The sequence below is a fragment of the Peribacillus frigoritolerans genome, assembly GCF_030676415.1.
GTDB lineage: Bacteria > Bacillota > Bacilli > Bacillales > DSM-1321 > Peribacillus > Peribacillus frigoritolerans_A.
Genome location: NZ_JAUUTW010000003.1, coordinates 204,283 through 229,030, shown reverse-complemented (window position 1 = coordinate 229,030; position 24,748 = coordinate 204,283). Strand labels below are relative to the sequence as shown.

At 40.4% G+C, this 24,748-nt stretch carries 17 protein-coding genes, 1 pseudogene and 1 riboswitch; of the genes and pseudogenes, 6 read left to right on the top strand and 12 right to left on the bottom strand.

The genetic code is table 11. The features are described 5' to 3' along the window. Positions 1–91: 91 nt before the first annotated feature. Positions 92–1,480: an amino acid permease gene (locus Q8G36_RS04795; RefSeq protein ID WP_305159216.1), complete on the bottom strand. Its 1,389-nt coding sequence runs from the start codon at positions 1,478–1,480 to the stop codon at positions 92–94. Between the two features lie 503 nt (positions 1,481–1,983). Beyond that, positions 1,984–2,062: riboswitch (glycine riboswitch) on the top strand. Positions 2,063–2,267: 205 nt separating this feature from the next. Here Q8G36_RS04795 and Q8G36_RS04790 point away from each other — a divergent pair. The 4 genes from Q8G36_RS04790 (at position 2,268) to Q8G36_RS04775 (ending at position 6,660) form a co-directional block, all read left to right on the top strand. Then, the gene (locus Q8G36_RS04790; RefSeq protein ID WP_305159215.1) at positions 2,268–3,608 is read left to right on the top strand and encodes an amino acid permease; all 1,341 of its coding nucleotides are present in this window, start codon (positions 2,268–2,270) and stop codon (positions 3,606–3,608) included. 293 nt (positions 3,609–3,901) lie between these two features. Beyond that, a complete protein-coding gene (locus Q8G36_RS04785; RefSeq protein WP_125161884.1) occupies positions 3,902–4,102 on the top strand; it encodes a DUF3311 domain-containing protein in 201 nt (66 codons plus the stop codon). Further along, entirely contained in the window at positions 4,099–5,577 is a 1,479-nt protein-coding gene (locus tag Q8G36_RS04780; RefSeq protein WP_305159214.1) for a sodium:solute symporter family protein, read from the top strand. The genes Q8G36_RS04785 and Q8G36_RS04780 overlap by 4 nt, the downstream gene beginning before the upstream one ends. Before the next feature lie 747 nt (positions 5,578–6,324). Continuing rightward, positions 6,325–6,660: a hypothetical protein gene (locus tag Q8G36_RS04775; RefSeq protein WP_305159213.1), complete on the top strand. Its 336-nt coding sequence runs from the start codon at positions 6,325–6,327 to the stop codon at positions 6,658–6,660. 44 nt (positions 6,661–6,704) lie between these two features. Here the strand turns inward: Q8G36_RS04775 and argH are convergent, their stop codons facing one another. The 5 genes from argH to Q8G36_RS04750 are packed head-to-tail and all read right to left on the bottom strand — an operon-like array spanning position 6,705 to position 13,332. Then, positions 6,705–8,189: an argininosuccinate lyase gene (argH, locus tag Q8G36_RS04770; protein ID WP_305159212.1), complete on the bottom strand. Its 1,485-nt coding sequence runs from the start codon at positions 8,187–8,189 to the stop codon at positions 6,705–6,707. 15 nt (positions 8,190–8,204) lie between these two features. Then, positions 8,205–9,893 carry an ABC transporter permease gene (locus tag Q8G36_RS04765; protein WP_305159211.1) on the bottom strand — a complete coding sequence of 563 codons (1,689 nt, stop codon included), beginning with the start codon at positions 9,891–9,893 and terminating at the stop codon, positions 8,205–8,207. After that, positions 9,890–10,999: an ABC transporter ATP-binding protein gene (locus Q8G36_RS04760; protein WP_305159210.1), complete on the bottom strand. Its 1,110-nt coding sequence runs from the start codon at positions 10,997–10,999 to the stop codon at positions 9,890–9,892. Before Q8G36_RS04760 ends, Q8G36_RS04765 begins: the two co-directional genes overlap by 4 nt. Before the next feature lie 15 nt (positions 11,000–11,014). Next, positions 11,015–12,106: an extracellular solute-binding protein gene (locus Q8G36_RS04755; RefSeq protein ID WP_305159209.1), complete on the bottom strand. Its 1,092-nt coding sequence runs from the start codon at positions 12,104–12,106 to the stop codon at positions 11,015–11,017. Further along, positions 12,106–13,332 carry an ROK family transcriptional regulator gene (locus Q8G36_RS04750; RefSeq protein ID WP_305159208.1) on the bottom strand — a complete coding sequence of 409 codons (1,227 nt, stop codon included), beginning with the start codon at positions 13,330–13,332 and terminating at the stop codon, positions 12,106–12,108. Before Q8G36_RS04750 ends, Q8G36_RS04755 begins: the two co-directional genes overlap by 1 nt. Before the next feature lie 253 nt (positions 13,333–13,585). On the opposite strand from Q8G36_RS04750, the gene Q8G36_RS04745 reads away from it, so the two are divergent. After that, the gene (locus tag Q8G36_RS04745; protein ID WP_305159207.1) at positions 13,586–16,093 is read left to right on the top strand and encodes an NEW3 domain-containing protein; all 2,508 of its coding nucleotides are present in this window, start codon (positions 13,586–13,588) and stop codon (positions 16,091–16,093) included. 239 nt (positions 16,094–16,332) lie between these two features. On the opposite strand, the gene Q8G36_RS04740 is transcribed toward Q8G36_RS04745, so the two are convergent. From Q8G36_RS04740 to Q8G36_RS04720, 5 genes and pseudogenes are all read right to left on the bottom strand, one after another. Then, the gene (locus Q8G36_RS04740) at positions 16,333–17,067 is read right to left on the bottom strand and encodes an amino acid ABC transporter ATP-binding protein (RefSeq protein ID WP_305159206.1); all 735 of its coding nucleotides are present in this window, start codon (positions 17,065–17,067) and stop codon (positions 16,333–16,335) included. Further along, positions 17,064–17,708 carry an amino acid ABC transporter permease gene (locus Q8G36_RS04735; RefSeq protein ID WP_305159205.1) on the bottom strand — a complete coding sequence of 215 codons (645 nt, stop codon included), beginning with the start codon at positions 17,706–17,708 and terminating at the stop codon, positions 17,064–17,066. Before Q8G36_RS04735 ends, Q8G36_RS04740 begins: the two co-directional genes overlap by 4 nt. A 57-nt stretch (positions 17,709–17,765) precedes the next feature. Next, a complete protein-coding gene (locus Q8G36_RS04730; protein ID WP_137017804.1) occupies positions 17,766–18,542 on the bottom strand; it encodes a transporter substrate-binding domain-containing protein in 777 nt (258 codons plus the stop codon). A 610-nt stretch (positions 18,543–19,152) separates the two neighbouring features. Continuing rightward, complete coding sequence (locus tag Q8G36_RS04725; RefSeq protein WP_305159204.1) at positions 19,153–20,490, bottom strand: YjiH family protein; 1,338 nt, start codon at positions 20,488–20,490, stop codon at positions 19,153–19,155. A gap of 55 nt (positions 20,491–20,545) precedes the next feature. After that, positions 20,546–20,824 (bottom strand): annotated as a pseudogene (locus Q8G36_RS04720) (urocanate hydratase); the annotation flags it as partial. A gap of 521 nt (positions 20,825–21,345) precedes the next feature. Between Q8G36_RS04720 and Q8G36_RS04715 the strand changes: the two are divergent. Continuing rightward, complete coding sequence (locus Q8G36_RS04715; RefSeq protein WP_305159203.1) at positions 21,346–22,416, top strand: potassium channel family protein; 1,071 nt, start codon at positions 21,346–21,348, stop codon at positions 22,414–22,416. A 347-nt stretch (positions 22,417–22,763) separates the two neighbouring features. Here Q8G36_RS04715 and Q8G36_RS04710 read toward each other — a convergent pair whose 3' ends face one another. Continuing rightward, the gene (locus Q8G36_RS04710; RefSeq protein WP_305159202.1) at positions 22,764–24,269 is read right to left on the bottom strand and encodes a malate:quinone oxidoreductase; all 1,506 of its coding nucleotides are present in this window, start codon (positions 24,267–24,269) and stop codon (positions 22,764–22,766) included. Between the last annotated feature and the right edge of the window lie 479 nt (positions 24,270–24,748).

Sequence of the window (24,748 nt, the reverse complement as noted above, 5' to 3'; positions counted from 1 at the left end):
CCACGCATTTACTCGTGAATTCCAACAATTGATCCACAAAGACAAAAAAAGCCCTTCTCGAATTAAGAGAAGGGCTTTTTAATAGAATTTCTTATCCCGAAATCTCATCATCGGATTTAACGTCCAATGGTGTTCGTTTATCCATTTTCAGCATGTAATAACTTGCCACGACCAAGGCTAGGAAAACGATCCCGACAACCAAGGAAATCCGGGTACTCGGATTGATCCACATACCCACCAGCACCATCAGTAAAAAGGCTATTGTCGCATAGTTACTGTAAGGGGCCAACGGCATTTTGAAAGGATGCTTCTCCATTTCAGCGGCATTTACCTTTCTGAATTTAAGCTCACTGATAAGTAAGACAAACCATGGAATCATTCCGGGCAATACACTCGCACTGTACACATAAAGGAATAATTGCGGCGGTGCAAGGTAATTCAGGATAACTCCGATGCCCAATCCTAGTAGTACAGCGATCGTGCAATATGCCGGCACTCCATTTTTAGATACTTTTGCAAATATTTTTGGAGCTTGGCCATTCAATGCCAGTGTGTAAAGCATACGCCCTGCACTGAAAATCCCACTGTTGCATCCGGACATTGCCGCAGTGATTACGACAAAGTTAATGATGCCTGCTGCTGCTGTGATACCTATTTTTGCAAAGGTTGAAACGAATGGACTTCCTAAGTCATCCAGTTGATCCCAAGGGAAGACTGTCACAATGACGAATATAGCACCAATATAGAAAATCAATATGCGCCATATGATTGATTGGATCGCTTTTGTTACGGTCTTCGTTGGATCTTTCGCTTCTCCGGCTGTGATGCCGATAAGCTCAACGCCTTGATAGGATGCCACGACAAGGGAAAGCGCAAAGAAGAATCCTGTCCAGCCTCCCGTAAAGAAGCCGCCATTTGCCCAAAGATTCGATAATCCAATCGCATCCCCGCCATTCCCTATTCCAAAGAAGATAAGGCCAACGCCGGCAACGATCATCAATACAATCGTTATGATTTTTATAAGCGCAAACCAGAATTCAAATTCCCCGAAGGATTTCACTGAAATGAGGTTGGCCGCCCCCAAGATGATCATGGCCACCACACCTGGTATCCAAGTTGGTAACTCCGGGAACCAATATTGCATATACAACCCAACCGCAATGATTTCGGACATTCCGACGATTACCCATTGAAACCAATTGCTCCAAGCAGTCATATAACCTGCCAAAGGATGTATATAGCTGCTCGCAAAGGTTGCAAAAGAACCTGTAGTCGGTTCTAAATAGAGCATCTCACCCATGGAACGCATGATGAAAAATATAAAAATACCTGCGATGGCATAAGCAAGCATTACAGAGGGCCCGGTCCATTTGATCGTGCTCGCCGATCCCATGAATAACCCGACACCGATGGTTCCGCCCAAAGCTATCATTTGAATGTGACGTGCTTCCAGCCCTCTCTTTAATTCCTTGTTCGACATGTTTAACTCCCCCAGATGCAATATCGGTAATGCTTTTCTATCCTTATCACGAACGACTCTCCATTAATTATTACAGTTAGAAATGCTTTATCGTAATCAATATTACATAACACTTCTATTATGTTTTCTTATCTTATAATAGTAAATATTCTGTAAAAACACAATTGTATTTTTGAAAAAAACAGTTACCAAATATATCTTGGCGATTTTCCCAATCTAAAAATATCATTTTAAAAAAATGATGATCAGTATTTCATAATATTGATCATTCAAAATGAGTAGAAAACAATCACTAGTGCTTAACCCTTTACAAGTAACGTTCATTATAAAATCGCCTGTTTCACTTCAAAAAAATTTGTTGACCTACCGAATAATAGATGATAGAATTCCAATATTATTTTATAAGTATAATGAATGATTCAGCAGTGGAAGAGTATCACTGACGACATTTATTCACAACCGCATACAAGCAAGCGATGAATGCTATGGATGACACTATAGCAGGAGCAGCTTCTGGAGAGACTGTACAAGATGCAGCGCCGAAGGATTCACAATCTCAGGCAAAAGGACAGAAGAGTAACGAATGATAAAATTGTTATTCTGAACCCTTTAAGAGATTGGTATTATCCAATCTCTTTTTTTATTGTCCATTTTGTGGTTGGACTAAAAACAACAGCTTTAAAACCAATGGGAAAGGCAAGCTGGGCGAAAATCACGACCCTCTCTCCAAGACCATGCAGGTTGAAATCATTCACTACCAAGACCATAAAAGACGGGGGCGTACGAATTGGCTAAACAGGAATTAAAAAGAGATTTAAAAAATCGTCATGTACAACTGATTGCTATAGGAGGAACCATTGGAACCGGTTTATTTTTAGGATCCGGAAAAGCCATACAATTGGCAGGTCCATCCATCATCTTCTCTTATCTGATAATAGGGATTGCTTTGTTTTTTGTGATGAGAGCGCTAGGCGAATTGCTCTTATCCAATGCAGGGTATACGTCATTCACTGAATTCGCAACCGAATATGTCGGTCCATGGGCTGGCTTCGTGACCGGTTGGACCTATTGGTTCTGTTGGATCATGACCGCAATGGCCGATATCATAGCTGTCGGTGTCTATATACAATACTGGTTCGATATCCCTCAATGGATTCCGGCTCTAATATGCCTAGTCATCCTGTTAGGATTGAACCTATTGACCGTTAAGTTATTTGGCGAATTGGAATTCTGGTTTGCCATCATTAAAGTAATCACGATCATCGCCTTGATCATCGTAGGTATCATCTTATTGATCATCGGCTTCAATACCAATACCGGAACGGTTTCCCTAACGAACCTATGGAATCATGGAGGCATGTTCCCCAATGGCATTTCAGGATTCCTACTATCTTTACAGTTGGTCGTCTTCTCATTTGTCGGTGTCGAATTGGTCGGGGTTTCCGCAGCAGAAACGGCGAACCCGAGAAAGAACATTCCATCTGCCATCAATAAAATCCCTGTCCGGATTTTACTTTTCTATGTCGGTGCCATATTCGTCATTCTCTGTGTCAACCCATGGACACAACTGGATGCCACGAGCAGTCCATTTGTAGAGGTCTTTGCGTTAATCGGCATTCCTGTCGCTGCAGGGATCATCAACTTCGTCGTTTTGACATCCGCTGCTTCTGCATGCAACAGCGGTTTATTTTCAACAAGCCGAATACTCTATACGTTAAGCAGGAATGGCGAAGCTTCTGCCAAACTGGAAAAATTAAACAAACAGGCTGTTCCGAGCAATGCCTTATTAACATCTACAATCGTTGTATCAATAGGGGCATTATTAAGCAAGCTGATACCGGAACAGGCATTTTCCGTCGTGACGACCATCAGTGCCATCTGTTTCATATGGGTATGGAGCATTATCTTGATCTCCCATATCAAGTATTCGAAAACAAGGCCTGACCTAAGAGCCGAATCGACTTTCAAGGCTCCTTTTACACCCTTTATCAATTACGCCATTTTAGGATTATTCCTGTTCATCCTTATAGTTATGCTATTCGCTGAAGCTACACGGCTACCACTGCTCATGACGCCAATCTGGTTCATCCTCTTGGTGATACTATATAACTATCGGAAAAAAAGATAGCTAATGGAAATAAAGCCTTGAACTCAATATGAATTCAAGGCTTTATCCATTTCAACAAACACTTCAACTTTCTATCAGTGGACTCGTTTGCTTAAAATATATCAAGCAACCACATTAAATTTTATATCGAAATAGTGTAAGCTAATATATATCATTGGAACTTGTAAAAGAAGGGAAATCAATCATGTATGAATTTTTCATCCCGGTTTGGTTCACCCATCCATCAGTGGCATTGAAGAATAAACCCCCATTGGTGGGCGTTTCACTTTATTTAAAACGGAGGGGTTTGTTTTATGAAGATTATATATATTCTTACTCTAGTTCCTTTTATAGGCATACTGGGATTTCTACCTTTTGTTAATAGAATAGAACCATATGTATTAGGGATGCCTTTCAATATGTTCTGGATGGCTATGTGGGTGGTCCTTACCTCTGCCATACTGGGCATCATGTATAAGCTGGATCCCAGGAATCGGGAAGGTGACCAGGAATGAATATTGCTCTCTTAATCATTTTAGCATTTTTACTTCTATCGATATTTTTAGGCATACGCTCTTCAAAAGGAAAAGATATGGACTTGGAACAATGGACGGTGGGCGGACGTGGTTTTGGTGCGATTTTCGTCTTTCTGCTGATGGCCGGGGAAATCTATACGACCTTCTCCTTCCTTGGCGGCAGCGGCTGGGCTTATGGCAAGGGCGCACCCGCTCTATATGTTCTAATTTACATTACTTTGTCTTACGTATTATCCTATTGGCTCCTTCCGGAAATATGGAAATATGCCAAAGAAAATAAACTGATGTCTCAATCCGATTTCTTTGTAAGCAAATATAAGAGTCCCAGTTTAGGAATTTTGGCTGCGCTTGTCGGTGTCGTGTCGATGATTCCAGTGATCGTCGTGCAGCTGAAAGGATTGGGGATCATTGTCTCAGAAGCATCTTATGGAGCCATCTCAATGTCTGAGGCAGTTTGGATGGGGGCGATCAGCCTTACCATTTATGTGATGATCTCCGGTATACACGGTTCTGTTTGGACAGCGGTCATTAAGGATATCATGATGGTCGTTATAATAGGATTCTTAGGGATTTATCTGCCGATTCATTACTTTGGCGGATTTCAGCCGATGTTTGAAGCGATTGATGCGGCCAAGCCTGGTTTTCTAAAGTTCCCGGATCAGGGACTTAGCGTATCATGGTTTATCTCCACGGTAATATTGCTCGTATTCGGTTTCTATATGTGGCCACAAGTTTTCAGCGCTGTTTATTCAGCACGCAGCGGCAAGATATTTCGAAAAAATGCCATTATCAGCCCTTTATATACACTTATGCTGTTATTCGTCTTTTTTGTAGGGTTTACAGCTATATTGAAAGTGCCCGGACTCGTCGGGGCAGATGCAGACCTCTCATTACTGCGCCTTTCGATTGAGACCTTTGATCCATGGTTTATTGGCATAATCGGCGGAGCTGGATTGTTGACCGCATTGGTGCCGGGATCCATGCTTTTGATGAGCGTCGCTACACTGCTCGCGAAAAACGTCTATAAGGAATTTGCACCTGCAGTATCCGATCGCCATATTGTACGATTGGCAAAGTTCCTTGTTCCAGTCATTGCCCTTATAGCCGTCTACTTCACTTTAAACGGCGGCGAAACGATGTCAGCATTAATTCTTATGGGATACAGTCTCATCACACAGCTTTTCCCATCCCTTCTCTTTAGTCTTAAAAGGAATAATCCAATCAATAAATATGGCGCAATCGCCGGCATCGTCACCGGATTGGCCATCGTAATCTGCATTACACTCAGTCATTCAACAATAGGGACCTTGTTTCCACCCTTGCCGCAAGCAGCGAAAGATTTAAATGTGGGAATCATCGCATTGGCAGTCAATTTCATTGTGATGATCACAGTAAGTCTTGCTTTCAGAAAGCACGCGGTTCAGTTGGAACCTAAATCCGTTAACGATATATGAAGCTAATTTGAAACCGGTTATTTTGGATAATAAACATCGGAAGGCTCAGTCAAAAGACTGAGCCTTCCTTATTATCGGCATCCAAAGCATCTCTAGATTGATTATAGGAATTCTCATTTTAAACTACTAATCTTTTTTGTTTATAAACACCCCCCCTATTTTAACTAATAAATACAACGAAAAAATAAGCATCAAGGTTCTGGATACTACCAGGCCATCAATAGCTAAATCATATCCACCTCTTAATAAGGCCTCCGGATTCAAGCAAAAAGTAATCGATATTACGAAAGCTATTAAAATTAGAATAAAACCGAACTGAGATCTATTTGACATTAATATTCCGCCTTATATTGTACTTTACAAATAGCAGCATTATTTTTTTGGAAATAATATACATTTATTGTCATTGATAAAAATCCAAAATAAATAGCCACCTTAATAAAGAATGACTATATATGATGAAATATGAGCTTTCGCAGTTAGCAGATAAAATGCATCGTATTGCTTCCGAGCCAAATACTCGAGTTTCACGCTTTTACTCGTGAGTTTGGCGCAATTACTCGTGAGTTTCACACTTTTACTCGTAAGTTTGACGCAATTACTCGTGAGTTTCACACTTTTACTCGTAAGTTTGACGCAAATACTCGAGTTTCACGCTTTTACTCGTGAGTTTCACACTTTTACTCGTAAGTTTGACGCAATTACTCGAGTTTCACACTTTTACTCGTAAGTTTGACGCAAATACTCGTGAGTTTCACGCTTTTACTCGTGAATTTGGCGCAATTACTCGTGAGTTTCACACTTTTACTCGTGAGTTTAGCGCAAATACTCGTGAGTTTCACACTTTTACTCGTAAGTTTGACGCAATTACTCGAGTTTCACACTTTTACTCGTAAGTTTGACGCAAATACTTGTGAGTTTCACGCTTTTACTCGTGAATTTGACGCAATTACTCGTGAGTTTGGCGCAATTACTCGTGAGTTTCACGCTTTTACTCGTGAGTTTGGCGCAATTACTCGTGAGTTTCACACTTTTACTCGTAAGTTTGACGCAATTACTCGAGTTTCACGCTTTTACTCGTGAGTTTCATGCGCGTTAAGACTCATTTTCCTTTTTACCCTGTACCTTCAGTAATCCACTAAAGCCATCCTGCAATCATTTAATGCTTTGACCAATTCCTTATATTCCTGCAACTCTTGTTCCAGTTTTTGTTTTCTATTTACAATCATTCTCGTAACCTCTTTCGGGCTTGGCCCGCCTTGAATGCTTCTAATCTCTACAAAATATTCGGGGGAGATTATTTTTTTCCATTCATCCTCTGCTATGTTCACTGAAACGAATTCATTGATAATCTTGTTGATTTCTTGTGTATCCCAATCATATAGCTCTTTCCCTTCACTAACCGACCTTTTTGCAATATGACTGGCTATGGAATGGGCTTTTCTAAATGATATGTCGTAATCTCTTGATAGGGTATCCGCTAATTCAGTAACCGTTATACTGGATTTTGCGGCCATTTTCTTTGTATGTTCTTCATTTACTTTCAAAGTCGATATGACGGCATACATTAGTTTCATGACACGTCCTGCATTCGAAAAAGCTCGGTATAAATGCGGCTGTAAATCATCTTCTGTATCGACGATATCACCAAATGGTGTATTGTGGATCATATTCATCGCAGCGAGTGCATCACCATAAGAACTGCTTGCAATCGAACGGGAATGTTCAATTGAGACTGGATTTCTTTTTTGCGGCATGATGCTGCTCACTTGAACATAAGGATCCGCCACATGAAAGGTACCAAACTCCCTTGTCACATGCTGCAGGAAATCTTGAATCCATCTCCCAGTATTGACCATGCAAGTCATGATGGCAGTTGCGGTTTCCAATAAATAATCTGCCCCGCCTATCGAGTCATAGGAATTCTCAATCACCGAATCAAACCCAAGCAGTTCAGCAGTACGGTTCCGGCTGATTGGAAAACCGGTGGTCGTTAACGCGGCCGCACCCAAAGGGGATTGGTTAACCGTTTCATAAGCTGCCCATAACCGGCCAATATCCCTTTGAAGCACATCATAAATGGCTAAAAAGTAATGTCCTATCGTAGTCGGCTGAGCCGGTTGGGTATGCGTGTAACCAGTAATATAGGTTTCTGTATGTTTTTCAGCCTGTACCAAGAATGCCTCACTCAAATGGTTTGCATAGCCAATCAATTGAAGCAGATGACCTCTCAAAACAAGCCGGTACATAGCAACTCCCATATCATTACGACTGCGGCCGATATGAATCTTTCCTGCAAGTTCATGACCGATTTCCTCACCGACCTTTGCCTCCATCATGAAAAATAAGTCTTCGAATTGGGGCTGATAGGTCAACTGTGTGAGATCCGTTTGGGCCACTTTCCGAATCCCATCAAGCATGGTTTTCGCTTCTTCTTCTTTAATGATCTTTTGTTCCGAAAGCATGATGACATGTGCCCGATGAATATCGAACATTGCATGAAATAAGTAATCTCTTTGATCATTAAAAACAGGCATTAGAAGCTCTTCTGCATATGTTTTTCCGGGAAAGACACTACCTTCATTTTTGATAAATTCTTCAAGCCTGCTCATCTTTGAACCTCCGATTTATAAAGCTTTTTCCGCTTTGATTCCAAAAAACTTGTTCGAAATAAAGAGAACGATTACAATCAGCGTGATTTGAATCATCCCATAGGCAGCTGCCTGCCCCATATTGAACATCCGAAGCTGATTCATGATTTCAATGGATATGGGCCTGTTTGAAATCGTGTACAACAGAACCGAGGTCGGGAATTCCCCTACAGATTCGATAAATGCCAATAATGTCCCTGATAAAACACCAGGCATAATAATCGGAAATATGACCTTTCTGAAGGTATAAAACCACTTAGCCCCCAAGTTTCTGGCTGCTTCCTCAATCGAATCATCCAGCTGCTCCAGAACGGCATTAGTCGAACGGACAACGAGTGGAATATGTCTGATGAAATAGGCAAGTGGCAATATCCAAAATGTTCCTACCAAGATTTGACCGAAAGAAAAAACGCTAGGTTCATTGAATGCGAATATCAAGTTCATCCCTATGACCGTTGCAGGCAAAGCCCAAGGAATCATGACTAGAATATCGACAAAGCTTTTCCCGACGAATTTCCGTTTGACAAGTACATAGGACGCTATGACGCCAAACACCAGATTTGCCAACGTTGCAATAACCGCCATCAGTAAACTATTTCGTAACGGTTTGAAGATATTAGGGTCTTCAAACAGAAGCCTGTAATTTTCCACATTAAATACTGTTGGATACGTTTGAAATGTCCAGGTTCCATCCGGCACAAGTGAAAGCAAAAGAATCGTAAAGTGCGGTAAAAGCAGAATAATTACGCCGATGACCCCCGTTACGACCATCACCCATTTCATAAACGGGTTCTTCACTTCACTCCTGTGTGCCCCAATTCCTTTCGAAGCCATGCGATAATCTTTCCTATTCTGATACCAACGCATGAATAATAGAAATGAAATCGAAACGATGGATAGAATGACCGATTGGGTAGCGGCAATTTCCATATCACCATTTATTTTAGAAAAATAAATTTGCAGGCTCAACACCCTGTACCCGCCAGCTAATAAAAACGGGGCACTGAAAGAGGCCATTGATATCATGAAAACAAGTAAAGAAGCGGCAACGATGGCAGGTGTCAATAATGGAAATGTCACCTTCCAAAAAACCTTGAATTTATTTGCGCCTAAATTATAAGCAGCTTCTTCAAGGGACGGATCTATTTTATTGATTGCAGCGGATACGATCATATAAAAATAAACATACATCGTATAGGCATGCACAATAAGGATTCCCGATACCCCGCCAATTTTAAATGGAACTTTATCGAGACCAAACAAATCCTTGATGGCATTTGGAATTAATCCCGATTCTCCATATAAAAACATAAAGGCCATGACCCCTACCAATGATGGAAGGACAATCGGCAAAATAGCTGCTGATGAAAAGAAGCTTCTGCCGGGAAATTCGTAACGGTTAAAAATGAATGCGAGCGGTATGCCAATCAAGGCACTGACCAATACACTCAATAAGGATATATAAACAGAATTCCATAGAGCCTCTAAGTTCGTTTTCGATTCCTGTACGAAGAAGTCCTGATAATTTCCAAGGGATATCGTTCCGACTTTTTGCAGACTTTCTATAAAGGTCCTCAACGATGGGTAGAGTACGTAAGCTACGAGCACCAATGCAACTGGTATAAGGAGCCAAATCGTCAATCTCGTATCACGATTTTTAATCATGGAGCATCACCGCTTATGACAGGGATAAGACGCAGCTGTTTCTCAGGAAGCTGGACATACACTTCCTTTCCTTGATAAAAGTATCCAAAATCATAAGTGTTTAATACGTCGACCCTTAGTAACACGTCTTGAACATCCACCATGACATTCATAACAGATCCAAAGAATTGGAAGGAATTTATTTTACCTTTAAAGATATTCATTCCTTTTTCGGTCCCATCCAGAATTCTGATTGCTTCAGGACGTATCGAAACAGCAAGGTCATCATTCTGTAAGATTGAAATTCCTTCTCTACTTTGATTATCTACATTCAATTTAATCGGTTGTTCACTATTTTTAAGGGCAACCACTATATTATCTTGTTGAACTTTTTCGACTTGAACGGGCAATAGATTAATCTCACCTATAAAACTTGCCACAAAATCATTGGCCGGCCGATTATAAATTTCTGCCGGCGTCCCGACCTGGTGACATACACCATAATTGAACACAGCGATCCGATCACTCATGGATAATGCCTCAGCCTGATCATGTGTGACATAAATGGTGGTAATCTTATAATCACGCTGCAGCCTTAAGATTTCCACTCTCATTTCATCACGAAGCTTGGCATCCAGATTACTTAATGGTTCATCCAGCAGTAATATTTCCGGTTCAATGACCAGTGCTCTCGCAAGGGCCACCCGCTGCTGCTGTCCTCCGCTTAACTGGCTCACTTGACGATTCGAGTAGCTCTCCAGCCTGACCTTTTGGAGGGCATCCAGCACTCTCCTCTGTAGGTCAGCAGACGAAACTTTTCTCACACGCAAGCCAAACGCTACATTTTCAAAAACAGTCATGTGGGGAAATAGGGCATAGTTTTGAAAGACCATGCCTGTATTTCTTTTCTCCGGAGGTACACGCGTCATATCTTTGTCGCCAAATCGGACGACACCTTTTGTTGGATAATAAAAACCGGCAATCATCCGAAGCGTTGTCGTTTTACCGCAGCCACTTGGACCAAGAAAGGTAAAAAACTCACCTTCTTTGATTTCCAGATTTAAATGGTCAACAGCTATTGTTTCCCCGAAGGCCTTTTGGACATTCTCTATTTTTATTGACGCCATCCCAACGACACTTCCTTATTCTTTAATTTCTTTATCTCCACTTTTAATATTTTCGTCCCAATATTTCATCCACTCGTCACCTTTTTCCTGGAATGCATTCCAATCAATATCCATCGCTTTAATTTCTGTTTCCGTAATCCATTCAGGTAAATCCTTCACATCACTTCTGGTCGGAATCCTGTAAAATTCTTCTGCCAAAGTTTTTGCGGCTTCCGGTGAATTCACAAACTCATAAAAGGCTTCAGCCGCTTTTGGATGCTTGGCACCTTCAACGATAGCGATACCTTCTGTCAATACTGGCGTTCCGCTTTCTGGAATGACGAACTCAAATGGATAATTTTTATTTTCTTTCAGCATGACAACATCCGGCATTGCCCAAACGGAAAGTGAGCCCTCCCCTTTGGCTACCTTGTTATACATCATTTCAGGGTTCGCTGAATATTCCTTTGTGTTTTGGTCGAGCTTCTTTAACCAGTCATATCCTTCTTTTGGATCATTTGTATCCTTATACGTACGATAGATCATCGCAGAAAAAATTGTCCTCATCGTTCCGGAGGCTAACGGATAGCGGATGATGATTTCGTCTTTCCACTTCGGATCGAGCAGCTCATCCCAATCTTTCGGCACTTCGTCTTTTGATAGTTCTTTGCTGTTATACATGATGACTTCCGGTGTCTGGCTCGTTCCCGTCCAATACCATTCCGGATCGTGGAATCCTTCATCGAGACTATCGGAATAGGTAGGCTTATAAGCAGCCAGCAGCCCATCATCCTTTGCTTGATTGAAGTTCGTTGAAGGTGCACCCCACCAAACGTCTGCCTGCGGATTACTTTTCTCTGACCGAACACGGTCAAGGATTTCCTGAGACCCCATATCCAGCCACTCAACATCAATACCATACTCATCTTCGAACTGCTTTTCGAATTTTGATAAAATATCTTTGCCATGCGGTGAATAAACAACGATTTTATCTTCCAGCTCACCCTTTTCTCCCTTGGCACCGCCAGCATCCGAATTCGTTTTCGTATCTGTACCGTTACATCCCGAAATCAATAGTGCTGCCGATAAGGTCAGTACTGAAACAAGCGACTTTTTCCTATTTTTCATTAATAATCCCCCTCATCACGAAAATTCAAAATGCCATCATGTTCCCTTAAGAATAGGGAAACCGCTCCTAGCACTCCTGCGTTTTCTCCCAGTTGTGAAGTTTTCATTTCTACTAAACTTGGAAGATATCGATCAACGATCTCCCGAATTCTAGGTAAAATGTATTCAGATGAATTTAATACACCACCTCCTAAAATAATCACTTCTGGATTTAGCAAACTAGCCGCATTGACAATTCCGCAGGCTAAATGTTCGATGGCTTCATTTATGACGGCCATAGCTGTCGTGTCTCCTTTTTTTGCTGACAAAAAAGCATCCTCTCCCGATAGTTCGGAAGATTTGGCCCGTTCGAATAAAAAATGATGAGGAGCCTTGAGAACCTCCCTGGTAAAATGACCGCCAATTGACTTTCCTCCTGCGACACTTTCCAAATAACCGTATCTATGGAAAATCGGCTTGAATTCACGCTTCATATCCTCTTTGTCCGTTACCATATACCCCATTTCCCCAGCTGCACTGGAAGCCCCTCTGTATAACTGGTTATTCAAGATAATGCCGCTTCCTATCCCCGTGCCTACCGCAATGAACAGCAAATTCCGCTTATTTTGTGCATTACCCAGCCACTGTTCACCTAGTGCAGCCGCGTTTACATCATTATCAAGAAAAATGGGGAAATCAAAATACCGTTTCGCTTCGGCTATGAACGGATATTGTACCCAGCCTAGACTCGGTGCCTCTATTACTAATCCGCTTGCCGTTTGCGTAATACCAGGGATCCCGACTCCCATCCCTAATATCCTGCCTTTCGCAATCTGATTCTTTGCTATTAACCGTTCCGTTTCAATCGCCATTTGTTTAAGAAGCCCTGATTGTAAATAAGTGTTAGTTGAAAAACTAGTGTCGGCAAGGATGTTGCCACTTAAATCACTTAAAACCATTTTCACTTTCGTCCCGCCTATATCGACACCAATGATATAGGCAGCCTTTTCATTAAAAAAGAGCTGGATAGGCCTCCTCCCACCTTGAGAGGAGGATTCTCCTATTCCTTTCTCAAATACCCATTTCTCCTGTATAAGTTCATCCACAGCCAGAGAAACAGTTGGCTTACTTAGCTGAAGCTTAACGGCGATTTCAGCTCTTGAAATGGGTGAACATTCTTGGATGCATTGAATGATTCTTTTTTTATTGACATATTTTTGATGACTGGGTGTTCTTTTAAAACTCATCACATCACGGCCTTACATCATTTAGTTAGTAAATCTTACTAATTAAGTAAAAATATAACTTAAAAAAATTCTGCACACAAGTCTTTTTTCTGAACATTTAAAATGTTAGATCTATAATAGTTACTTCGAATCATTTACATTTATAACCAATAGTGCTATTTATTAGATGAGTTTTTCGTCTGGTTAGTTAGAAAATATTACTAACCTACATTTTTTTAGGTGTTTTATAAAGTTGAAGGAGGTTAAAAGAATAATGAAAAAAGCTTTGTTATCGTTGCTTTCCCTCTTGTTGGTTCTTGCATTATTGCCGCTTGGAGGTAGCGCTGCAAATCCTGAGGAAGCCAACGTCGAGTTATGGAATGCGGTCAAGCCGCTCGAGACGACTGTGACATTCTTGAACAGCGGTGCCCATCCAGATGATGAACGCAGTGACTTTCTCGCTTATCTATCGAGAGGGTTAGGGGTGAAGACATCCAGCCTGATTGCAAACCGTGGTGAAGGAGGACAAAATGAAATGGGGGATGAACTGGACAATGCTCTTGGAATCATCCGTTCGAGGGAAATGATAGAAGCTGCAAAAATCACCGGGGTTAAGGCCTATCATCTAAGTGAAACTACCTCTGATCCCATTTATGATTTCGGCTTCTCAAAAACACCAGAGGAAACATTAGAAAAATGGGGCGAGGAACTGACCTATGAACGGCTTATCCGCTTTATTCGGACGTATCAGCCGGATATATTGATGCCATCCTTTCAAAATGATGATACCCAGCATGGACATCATCGAACAATGACCATCTTAAGTGAACGTGCTTTTAAGGATGCCGCCGACCCCACTGTGTTTCCACAACAATTGAAACAAGGTCTATCGGTATGGCAAGTGAAAAAGTTATATTTGCCCGTTTCTTCGGCAGATCATGCAACCACTTCGATTGAAATCGGTAAATATGACCCAATATACAATATGACTTACCCACAGCTTGGAGAACAATCCCGCTATCTGCATAAAAGCCAAGGCATGGGTTCTGATATCCCTGCAGCACCTCGCCAGATCCATCTGGATTTGAAGCAAAGCGCCGTTGATACAAAAAGCCAGCCTGACCTCTTTGCAGGTGTACCTTACAATTTTACTGAATGGGCAGAGAAACTCCCTCGCTCAGCTTCAAAATTAAAAGGTGAATTTAAAGACCTGCAACGGAATTTGGACGATGTTATTGCGGCTTATCCCAATGATAAACGTGTTTTTTCAATATCCCAAAATGCTCTCTCCAATGTTCGGTCAATTACTGCGCAAGTCAAAAAGGCAAAGCTAAGCCCTGCCATTAAGAACGACTTGCTTCATAAGTTCTCATTAAAAGAAGAGCAATTGCAAAACGTCAGTTATGTCTCCTCAGGACTCGAAGTTCAAGCTAAAGCAGCTTCAAAGATCCTGACGAAAGGTCAAAAAACGTACGTAACCGTAACCGTGAAGAATAACGGGAAACAAACCTTGAAAAAAGTCGCTGCTGCATTGAATGTGCCTAAAGGATGGAAGACCAAAACAAAAGCTAAAGATGTCAATCTAGCACCAAATAAATCAGCGACAATGACCTATCTGGTTGAAGTCCCTGAAGATGCAGCCTATTACCATGCTTATGATGAGTCAACCATGACAACCAGCATTTCTTATAAATACGGCAGCACAAAAACTTCCATCAAGGAAGAATTGGATGGAACGATCGCTGTCCTTCCCGACGTTGGCCTTACCCTATCTCCTGAAGATATCGTCGTAAATACAGCAGATGTAAAAGAGGAAGTCCCAGTGACCGTAACCTTGAAAAACTATACAGAAGGAAAAGCATCAGCAAAGGTCGTTTTAAAAGTCCCTGAAAATTGGGGAGTTCATCCCAAAAATGCCACTGTATCATTTAATGAAAAATCAGAAGAAAAACAATTGAAGTTCACCCTCAGACCACCGAAGGCAATACAAAAAGGCGAATATCAGATTAGGGCAGCTGCTACTGTCAATGGAAAAACCTTTGATTCGACCATTCAGGAAATTTCCTATGACCATATCGGAACATTCTATTACCAATACCCAGCAGCTATAAACACCGTTGCATTTGAGCTTTTGAAGCCAGCTTCATTAAAGGTGGGTTACATTGAAAGCGGATTCGATAAAGTGGCAGATTACTTAAGCAATGCAGGTCTTAACATTACGAAGTTAACTGCAGCTGATTTAGCTGAAAGTGATTTAAGTCAATATGACACGATCGTTACAGGCATACGTGCCTATCTATCCAGGGAAGATTTAAAGGCAAATAACGCGCGCTTACTTGAATATGTGGAAAACGGCGGTCATCTCGTCGTTCAGTACCATAAACCGGGTGACGGATGGGATGCCATGAAGACTGCTCCATATCCTCTTACCCTCGGGAACCCTTCCATTCGCTGGCGGGTAACTGATGAAAAAGCCACGGTAAACGTGTCGAAACCAGAATCAGCGCTTTTTAACTATCCAAATAAAATAACTAATGATGACTGGAACAATTGGGTGCAAGAAAGGGGATTGTACTTCCCAATGAAGTGGGATGAACGGTTTGAAACATTCATTTCCATGGCTGATCCACATGAAGAACCATTTGATGGCGGAATCCTTATGGCTAAATACGGTAATGGCACCTACCTCTACACCAACCTTGTCCTATATAGGCAAATTCAAGGCCAGGTTCCAGGCGGATATCGAATCATGACGAACTTGATTAGTTACGGTGCCAAGTAAATAGAGAAGAAACCTATGCATGTGTCGAATGCATAGGTTTCTTTTTTTGATGTTTGAGCAGATATGAATAAAAACATCGCCTGACTAATAGGTTCCTGCTCTGAAAACCAAAAAAGTTATGCACAAAGATGAGGGAAAGTCTCATGCGTTTGGGTTTCCCCTCATTTCCCGCATTCCTTTGTCCACACTTTATGCACAACTTCATTCATGATTTACCATGATCTCTTACAGACATCCCGTTAAAGCACTTTGCTCAAGAATGCTTTGGTTCTTTCGTGCTGAGGGTTACCGAATAATTCATTCGGCTCATTTTCTTCCACGATATATCCTCCATCCATGAATATGACCCGATCCCCGACTTCCCGGGCAAAGCCCATTTCATGCGTAACAACGACCATTGTCATGCCTTCTTTAGCAAGTTGTTTCATTACCTCCAAAACATCGCCGACCATTTCAGGGTCAAGGGCCGAAGTCGGTTCATCAAATAGCATGATCTTCGGATTCATCGCTAATGCCCTTGCGATGGCGACCCGCTGTTTTTGTCCGCCGGAAAGTTCCCCTGGATAACTATTTGCCTTTTCCTTAAGACCAACCTTATCCAATAATTCAAGCGCTAACCTTCCTGCTTCCGCTTTATCGGTGGCACGAATTTTAATAGGGCCCAATGTTATGTTCTCCATAACGGTTTTATGAGGAAATAGATTGAAATGTTGAAAAACCATTCCAACTTCTTGCCGGACTTTGTTTATATTGATTTTCCTTTTAGGATCGGTTATATCATGTCCGTTAATGACCACCTCACCTCCCGTAACTTCCTCAAGGAGATTCAGGCAACGCAGGAATGTACTCTTTCCAGATCCAGAAGGGCCTATTACGCAAATTACTTCCTTTTCCTGCACTTCTGCATTTATATCTTTTAAAACCTCGACAGTCCCAAATGATTTTCTCAGGTTTTTTACTGTAATGATGCTCATCGAACTTGTACCCTCCTTTCTATGAAATTAGCAATTAGGGTTAACAAATAGATGATGATAAAATAAATCACACCAACGGCCAGCCAAATCTTGAATGCTTCAAAGGTTGCCGAAGCTTGAATCTGACCTTGCTGGGTTAAATCCGCTATACCAATGACTGATAATAGGGAAGTGTCTTTCAAGCTGATGATCGATTGGTTCGTAATGGTAGGGAGCATCCTTCTAAAGGCTTGCGGCAGCACGACATACCTCATTGTTTGAGTACTAGTGAACCCGATGGACCTTGCCGCTTCCGTTTGTCCTTTATCGATGGATTGTATCCCTGCCCTTATTATTTCAGCAAAATATGCCCCTGCATTGATTGCAACGGTAATTATTCCAGCTGTTGTACTGTCCAAAGAAATCAAATTCAGTGAATTCACACCAAAATAGATAAAAAATAACTGAACGATGAACGGTGTCCCTCGTATCGCATCCACATAAACCTTTGCAATCCAGTTCAAGATCTTGATGGGGGCAAGTCGCAGCAAAGCCACCACTAAACCAATCAAAAAACCTAGGATAATGGCAATCACAAAGATATAAAGTGTCACCTGAAGTCCTTTTAATAAAATAGGCAATGCCGCAACAATTATATCCATTCCTTTCACCCCTTTTAAAAAGAAAGCGCGCCTTAAGCGCGCCTATTGATCATGAATCTATTCACCAAGATACGTTTTTATAATTTCATCATACGTGCCGTCTTTTTTAAGATTGGCAAGACCATCATTTATTTTCTTCAATAAATCCTCGTTTTGCCCTTTCAATACAGCAATTCCATATTGGTCACCATTCAAACGGTCACCTACGATTTTCAACCCAAGATCTTTTTGGGCGATCGCATAGGAGATAACCGGGTAATCTTCTATAAGGGCATCTGCGTTTCCGTTGGCCACTTCCTGGAACATCGCTGGACTATCATTGAATTGAACAACTTTAATTCCTAGTTTCGTAGCATTATCCTGTGCATATTTAGCACCTGTTGTTCCTTTTTTCACTGCTATGGTTTTTCCTTTAAGATCTTTAACAGTTTTAGTACTTGTATTCTCTTTTTTAACAACTATCGTTAATCCTGCATCAAAATACGGTGTTGAGAAATCCACTACCTTTTTTCTTTCCTCTGTAATGCTCATTCCCGCAATGGCCACATCAAGCTGATTGGCTTGCATAGCCGGAATGATTCCGCCGAAATCCATTGGAGACAATTTGATTTTAAAATCCTGGTCTTTTGCGATTGCATTGATCAATTCAATATCAATGCCTTTATATTCGTTCCCCTCTTTAAATTCAAAAGGAGGATAAGTCGTATCCACACCAACTTTATATACCTTTTCAGGTTTCTTTTCCTCACCTGCATTTTTTTCTTCATTGGTTCCACAAGCCGAGATAAAGATAGTTAGAATCAAAAACATACTAAGTAAACCAAGTTTCTTCATTCAAATCACTCCAATTCTTAAATTATACGTGATAATAAATAATTCTCCCTATAATATAGCATAAGAATAAAGTATTATAATATGAATTTTTAGAATAAATAATATTTTCTCCAAATAATTTTTATGGATGTTTTTCCTAATATTGTTTCAGTGATGGAAAATAAAAAAAGGATATGGAATCTTCACTATAAAAACAGCCGATCATGCCACCAGTACCTGTAAAATAAGACCATTAGAGGACAATTTTCACTAGGGTGCTTTTAATGATCCCTAATAGGAGATACCCCATTCTTATGCAACTAACTATCCCGTTAGAAACATGTTTGGAAGGCTTGTTGGGACGTAGATTTCGTATAACAAGCGAAGCTAAGACACTGCTTGGAGGACTAGGGGTACTGGTTAGTAAGTAGAGGAGGAAAGTAGGGCCCGGCATTTTAGTTCACTGGATCATGTCCCGCGCTCCCGTATGTCCTGGCCTGGCTACTGATATAATAGATTCTATTAAAAAAGGTCAACCAGTAATTTTTTTACTGGCCGACCTTATAATACGAACGCACCTGTTCGATTTGTGATCGATTAAGTTCTCATCCATTAGATTCGTTGATTTGTACTAAAGGAGTAATATTGCGATAGGTGCAGTAATGATTAATGTGATGAGCGTCCGTTCAAACCAAATTACAACCAACTTCGTAATGCTGATCGGGATTTCAGTTGATAGGATACAAGGTATCGTCGCTGAAAAGAACAATATCGATGATACAGATACCACGGCAATGATGAACTTAGTTACCAGAGGTGCTTCAACTACAAGAAGCGCCGGCAGGAACATTTCTGCAATTCCTATAGCTGAAGCTTTTGCAGCCAAAAATGGTTCAGGTATTTGTAATGCCCAGGTAAATGGGTAAAAAAGATAGCCAAGTAAATTAAATACTGGAGTATACTCCGCTAATACAAGGCTGATGAGACCAACGGATAAAATGGACGGCAGAATGCTCATTGTCATAAGAAAACCGTCCTTTAAATTTTCCCATAAATTCCTTCCAAGACTTACGGAATTATTTGCTCCCACCATCGCACTGTTCCAGGCATTTCGGAAAAGTCCTTCTTTGATAACTTCTTCTGGATCCGCATTATCCGAATAATATTCGTCGCTCATTTTATTTAATGGCCAAATACGTACAGTAATGGCAGTGACAAGGTACGTGATCCCTAAAGAAACCCAAAAGAAAAGCGACCATATGTCCATAAGCCCGAGAGTTTTTGCTACAACGATCATGAACGTTGCTGAAACCGTTGAAAAGCCAGTTGCAATAATAGCGGCTTCTTTAAGGGTGTATTTTCCTTCTTTATATAGTCGATTCGTAATAAGCATACCAATAGAATAGCTACCTGCTAAATCAGCAACCATATCAACTGCTGAACGCCCCGGCGTTTTAAATATCGGCCTCATGATTGGCTGCATCAGCACGCCCAAAAATTCGAGAAGCCCGTATCCAATCAGAAGTGCCAGAAATAGAGCACCAAAAGGAACGACAAGTCCTACAGGTATGACCAGTTTTTCGAAAAGGAAAGGACCCATACTTGGGGCCATTAACCATTCGGGTCCGATCTTGAAATATATTAAGATCGCAACAACAGCACCTATTACTTTTAATAAAGAAAAAACTATTGATACCTTATCTTTGCTCCAGCTTTTTGAAATAAATGGATAAACAGCTCCTAATAGAATGACAATAAGAGCATAAATAGGAACGGCTGACGGCAAGGTTACTTTGATCCATGTTACTATATGATCAATTGGTATGCTTGAAACATCATTTATGGTAATAGGAATAAAAAACATAAAACTTCCTATTAAACTATATATAATAAACTTCAGTATATTAGTAGTTGATTGAATTTGCGGCTTTTCTTGTTTCGTATTTTTCGCCACATTTGGTGATCCCATAATTATTCCCCCTATTATAATTGTATGCTGGGTAAATTCTTGGCATCATACCCACATCCGATCCTCTCAACGCTTCTGTCTCACGATTTGGTGAAGCAATAGAACGGGAATACAACGTCTCCAATTACGATAGGGGCTTTTAGTTCTCCGCTTGCCACCATATCGTTCAGTATTTATCCAAATCCGGCACCTAACCAGCAAATACGGGAAGAAAAGCCTTGGAACTAAATTTATTCTTGTGCCATACGAATCCAGTTGCACAAATGCACATTTTCAGCAAATTCGCGCGTGGTGCATCGGTATGCGTTTTAAAAATGACCACGGGTTTCCCAGATTGGACAAGTAAAGTTTCACCCTCTTCCAGCTCTTTTGATGATTTCTATTTTTGTATCCGCTTTCATTTTGATGGACCCCCTCATTACTTAACATTCATTGTATACTGAAAATTCGAGTAATATTTTTATTGTTTAATGTTTATTTTATAATTTATTTACAAAAATTCATCTACTATTGTTCATTTTATAATCTATATTAAATTAGAGCTAAATTTAATAGCAGAATCTGTGGTTTTGGTGCAAAAACTGATTGTGCAGTCTATTAAACTTGGGCATACTGATACCACTATTCTGCATAGGTTTGAATTAATTTGATAAAACTCAATAGAATTCTCCTCGATTTTGCCCCTTTTTTTCATAAAAAAAGAACTGAACGTCACAGATTTAAAGAAAACTCTCTTTTATATGCTTCTTGCTCCCCACTTGGGCAAAAATAGTTTTTACACTTACGTTTAATTAATTGTTAAATTGGGGAAATATAAATTTAATCGATGATGACTTGAAAACTAGGATGGGTATGATGAGAATTACGGTAAAAAAAATAATATATTACCTGATTAAATTAAGAGGTAGAATCTTTATACCATTTGCCATTTTATACATATTAGTTGCTGCGTATGTTGCCTTTTCTATAGAGCCACAGACGTTCGAATCATATTTAACCTCAGTTTACTGGGTTCTTACAACGCTTGCTACGGTTGGTTTTGGAGACTATGCACCGGTCACCGATCTTGGAAAAACATTTACCATTGGTCTTTACATCACAGGTATTGGGCTTGTTAGTCTTTTTATTGGAAAAACCATTAAATCTGTATATCTTATCGAAAAACGTAAAGTTGGTGGAAAAATGAAATATACAGGTAAAAACCATATCATTCTGATTGGTTGGAGTGATAAGTCAAAATCAGCACTCCAAGAAATTTCTAAATCTGATGAAACCATTGATATTGTAATCATTGATAACTTGGAAAAAGCTCCTATGATGGAGGAGCGTCTGTTTTATGTTCGCGGGGATGCTACCGATGAAGAAACATTACTCCGTGCAAATCTGCCTAGAGCAAAAGGCGTTATCATTTTTGCTGACCAAATAACACAAGATAATTATGCTACAAAAGATCCGTTACTTGTCGATGGAAAGACATTATTAGTTGCCACTGCCATAACGGCCATTGAAGAAAAAACGAATACGGCCATTCATGTCACCGCCGAAGTGATCAATCAAAAGCATATTCGTTTATTCGAGCGTGTTAAGGTGGATGAGTTTATTCCTACACAAGAAATGATCTCCCACGCAGCAGTACGATCATTATTTTCTCATGGAGTCACCCACATGTATTCTGAACTTATGAGCACAAAGTATGATGAAACTATGTATGAGATTCCTAAACAAGATGAATGGCGAACCTATCGTGAGGCATTTATAGATCTTCTTAACAAAGGAGCCACACTGGTAGCAGATCGTGGTGATCTTAACATAAACCAAAAATTAGACGAACGAATTCCTGATGATGCACAGCTTTTCGTTATTTGCGATAAAGAGACCATTTCCCAAATAAATTCAAATATACACATTAGAAGCCGAAATTTTTAGGGATGCCATAATAGCATCCCTCAGTTTGTAGACAAAAGGGTTCTATCTAAAAGTTAAAACTAAGTTGATTGGAACGGAAGGTACGAGACTCCTGCGGGAAAAGCGCGTCTAGGGGAGACCCCGCAGGCGCAAGCCGAGGAGGCTCCCGGACCGCCCGCGGAAAGCGAGTGACTCTCGTTCCAATCAACGTCCAAATTGTACAAGCCATAAACTCAATTTTCTTCGAGTTTGCCTACAAATAAGCATCCTTAATTGAATAGGCTTTAAGACAAAAAAAGAACCTTCAATCAAAGATAGATTAAAGGTTCTTTTGTTTTTAATTTCAATGTTGCTTCCATATCCAAAAATTAACTATAAACTAGCTCTTTTTTTTTGCTCAGACCAAGCGTCTCTGCTGTTGAAGTTTGAATTTCGTGCAGAAGCTCTGTATTTTCCATTAGTGACTCTCCATAAGAAGGAATCATTTCTTTAATTTTCGGTTCCCACTCTTTCATACGTTGCGGGAAGCATTTATTAATGACCTCAAGCATTACGTGTACAGCAGTAGAAGCACCTGGAGAAGCACCCAGCAACGCTGCAATCGAGCCATCAGATGCACTGACAACTTCCGTACCAAATTGAAGTGTACCTTTTCCGCCTTCAGCGGTATCTTTGATAACTTGTACACGTTGGCCAGCTACTACTAAATCCCAATCCTCGCTCTTAGCGTTCGGGATGAACTCTCGTAACTCTTCCATGCGCTGTTCTTTCGATAACATAACTTGCTGGATCAGGTATTTTGTCAATGCCATCTCTTTTGCGCCTGCCGCCAACATAGTCAAAACATTATTCGGTTTCACGGAAGTTATTAAATCGAACATTGAACCTGTTTTTAAGAACTTCGGTGAGAAGCCCGCAAATGGTCCAAATAGCAACGATTTTTTATTGTCGATAAAACGTGTATCAAGATGCGGAACAGACATTGGCGGAGCACCAACTTTAGCTTTTCCGTATACTTTTCCATGATGCTGCGCAACAACTTCCGGATTATTACATACCATGAAGTATCCGCTTACTGGGAATCCGCCGATATGTTTCCCTTCAGGAATACCGGATTTTTGCAGCAAATGCAAGCTTCCTCCGCCGCCTCCGATAAAGACGAATTTAGCATTATGGCGTTCTACGCTACCAGTATCGACATTACGCACTTTTAATTCCCATGAGCCATCGCTAGCCCGTTTAACATTATCAACACTATGTTTATATTTGATATCGACGTTTTTAGTCTTTAAGTGGTCAAACAGCATGCGTGTTAAAGCACCGAAGTTAACGTCTGTACCGTAATCAATTTTTGTTGCCGCTATAGAATCATTTGATGGACGGTCTTGCATAATAAGTGGAATCCATTCCATCAGTTTTGCTGGGTCATCGGAATACTCCATACCTTGGAACAGAGGATTTTTTGACAGCGCTTCAAAACGTTTCTTTAAGAACGCTACATTTTGATCCCCTTGTACCATACTCATATGAGGCAATGGCATGATAAAGTCGTGCGGATTATCAATCAGCTTACAGTTTACAAGATACGACCAAAACTGCAATGAAACTTGGAACTGTTCATTAATTTTAATTGCTTTGCTTATATCTATAGATCCGTCAGATTTTTCGGATGTATAGTTAAGCTCGCACAGTGCAGAATGTCCCGTACCCGCATTATTCCATTCGTTAGAGCTTTCTTCTCCTGCGTTTGCAAGCTTCTCAAATACTTTGATTTCCCATTCCGGTGCTAACTCTTTCAGTAATGATCCCAAAGTCGCGCTCATGACTCCGCCGCCAATTAAGATAACGTCTGTTTGTTTCTGTATGTTGCTCATTATAACCTTCCTTATCCCCTATATTTGCAAAAAAGATGTAGGCGCTCCTGCTTAGGTGTCATAAAAAGCCAGGCACGAACAAGGAACACACCTTTTCTGTCTCCTTATAACTATATCATAATCTATTATTATTATTTCATAGATTAAAATATTCTACTATTACTTTTTTTGTTAAAATATTGATTTTGTGAAGAAATTAGCTTAAACTTATCCGCCCCGATGGTCGCATTAAAAGATTTCTTCAGCAACTTCCCCTTATTGAAGGAAGAAACTGTTAGTGAAATAATATTGACACATCGGAAAAAGCAACGAAAATACACATTTATTGACAAAATCAGAAGTGAAATTAGAAGGATTTGTAACCATTTCCCTAAAAAATATGAACCTTCCTGAAATTGTTAAACTCTTACCTTTTTAACTTGGATCATAAATTTCACCCAATTATTAGATATTATAACAATACCAATAATTACTGATAA

Bases quoted from the DNA above. Each gene is read 5' to 3' on its own strand.
- Q8G36_RS04780 (WP_305159214.1), top strand. From the start codon at position 4,099: ATGAATATTGCTCTCTTAATCATTTTAGCATTTTTACTTCTATCGATA.
- Q8G36_RS04710 (WP_305159202.1), bottom strand. From the start codon at position 24,269: ATGAGCAACATACAGAAACAAACAGACGTTATCTTAATTGGCGGCGGA.
- Q8G36_RS04755 (WP_305159209.1), bottom strand. From the start codon at position 12,106: ATGAAAAATAGGAAAAAGTCGCTTGTTTCAGTACTGACCTTATCGGCA.
- Q8G36_RS04765 (WP_305159211.1), bottom strand. From the start codon at position 9,893: ATGATTAAAAATCGTGATACGAGATTGACGATTTGGCTCCTTATACCA.
- Q8G36_RS04795 (WP_305159216.1), bottom strand. From the start codon at position 1,480: ATGTCGAACAAGGAATTAAAGAGAGGGCTGGAAGCACGTCACATTCAA.
- Q8G36_RS04740 (WP_305159206.1), bottom strand. From the start codon at position 17,067: ATGAGCATCATTACAGTAAAAAACCTGAGAAAATCATTTGGGACTGTC.
- Q8G36_RS04750 (WP_305159208.1), bottom strand. From the start codon at position 13,332: ATGAGTTTTAAAAGAACACCCAGTCATCAAAAATATGTCAATAAAAAA.
- Q8G36_RS04745 (WP_305159207.1), top strand. From the start codon at position 13,586: ATGAAAAAAGCTTTGTTATCGTTGCTTTCCCTCTTGTTGGTTCTTGCA.
- Q8G36_RS04785 (WP_125161884.1), top strand. From the start codon at position 3,902: ATGAAGATTATATATATTCTTACTCTAGTTCCTTTTATAGGCATACTG.
- Q8G36_RS04730 (WP_137017804.1), bottom strand. From the start codon at position 18,542: ATGAAGAAACTTGGTTTACTTAGTATGTTTTTGATTCTAACTATCTTT.
- Q8G36_RS04760 (WP_305159210.1), bottom strand. From the start codon at position 10,999: ATGGCGTCAATAAAAATAGAGAATGTCCAAAAGGCCTTCGGGGAAACA.
- argH (WP_305159212.1), bottom strand. From the start codon at position 8,189: ATGAGCAGGCTTGAAGAATTTATCAAAAATGAAGGTAGTGTCTTTCCC.
- Q8G36_RS04735 (WP_305159205.1), bottom strand. From the start codon at position 17,708: ATGGATATAATTGTTGCGGCATTGCCTATTTTATTAAAAGGACTTCAG.
- Q8G36_RS04725 (WP_305159204.1), bottom strand. From the start codon at position 20,490: ATGGGATCACCAAATGTGGCGAAAAATACGAAACAAGAAAAGCCGCAA.
- Q8G36_RS04715 (WP_305159203.1), top strand. From the start codon at position 21,346: ATGAGAATTACGGTAAAAAAAATAATATATTACCTGATTAAATTAAGA.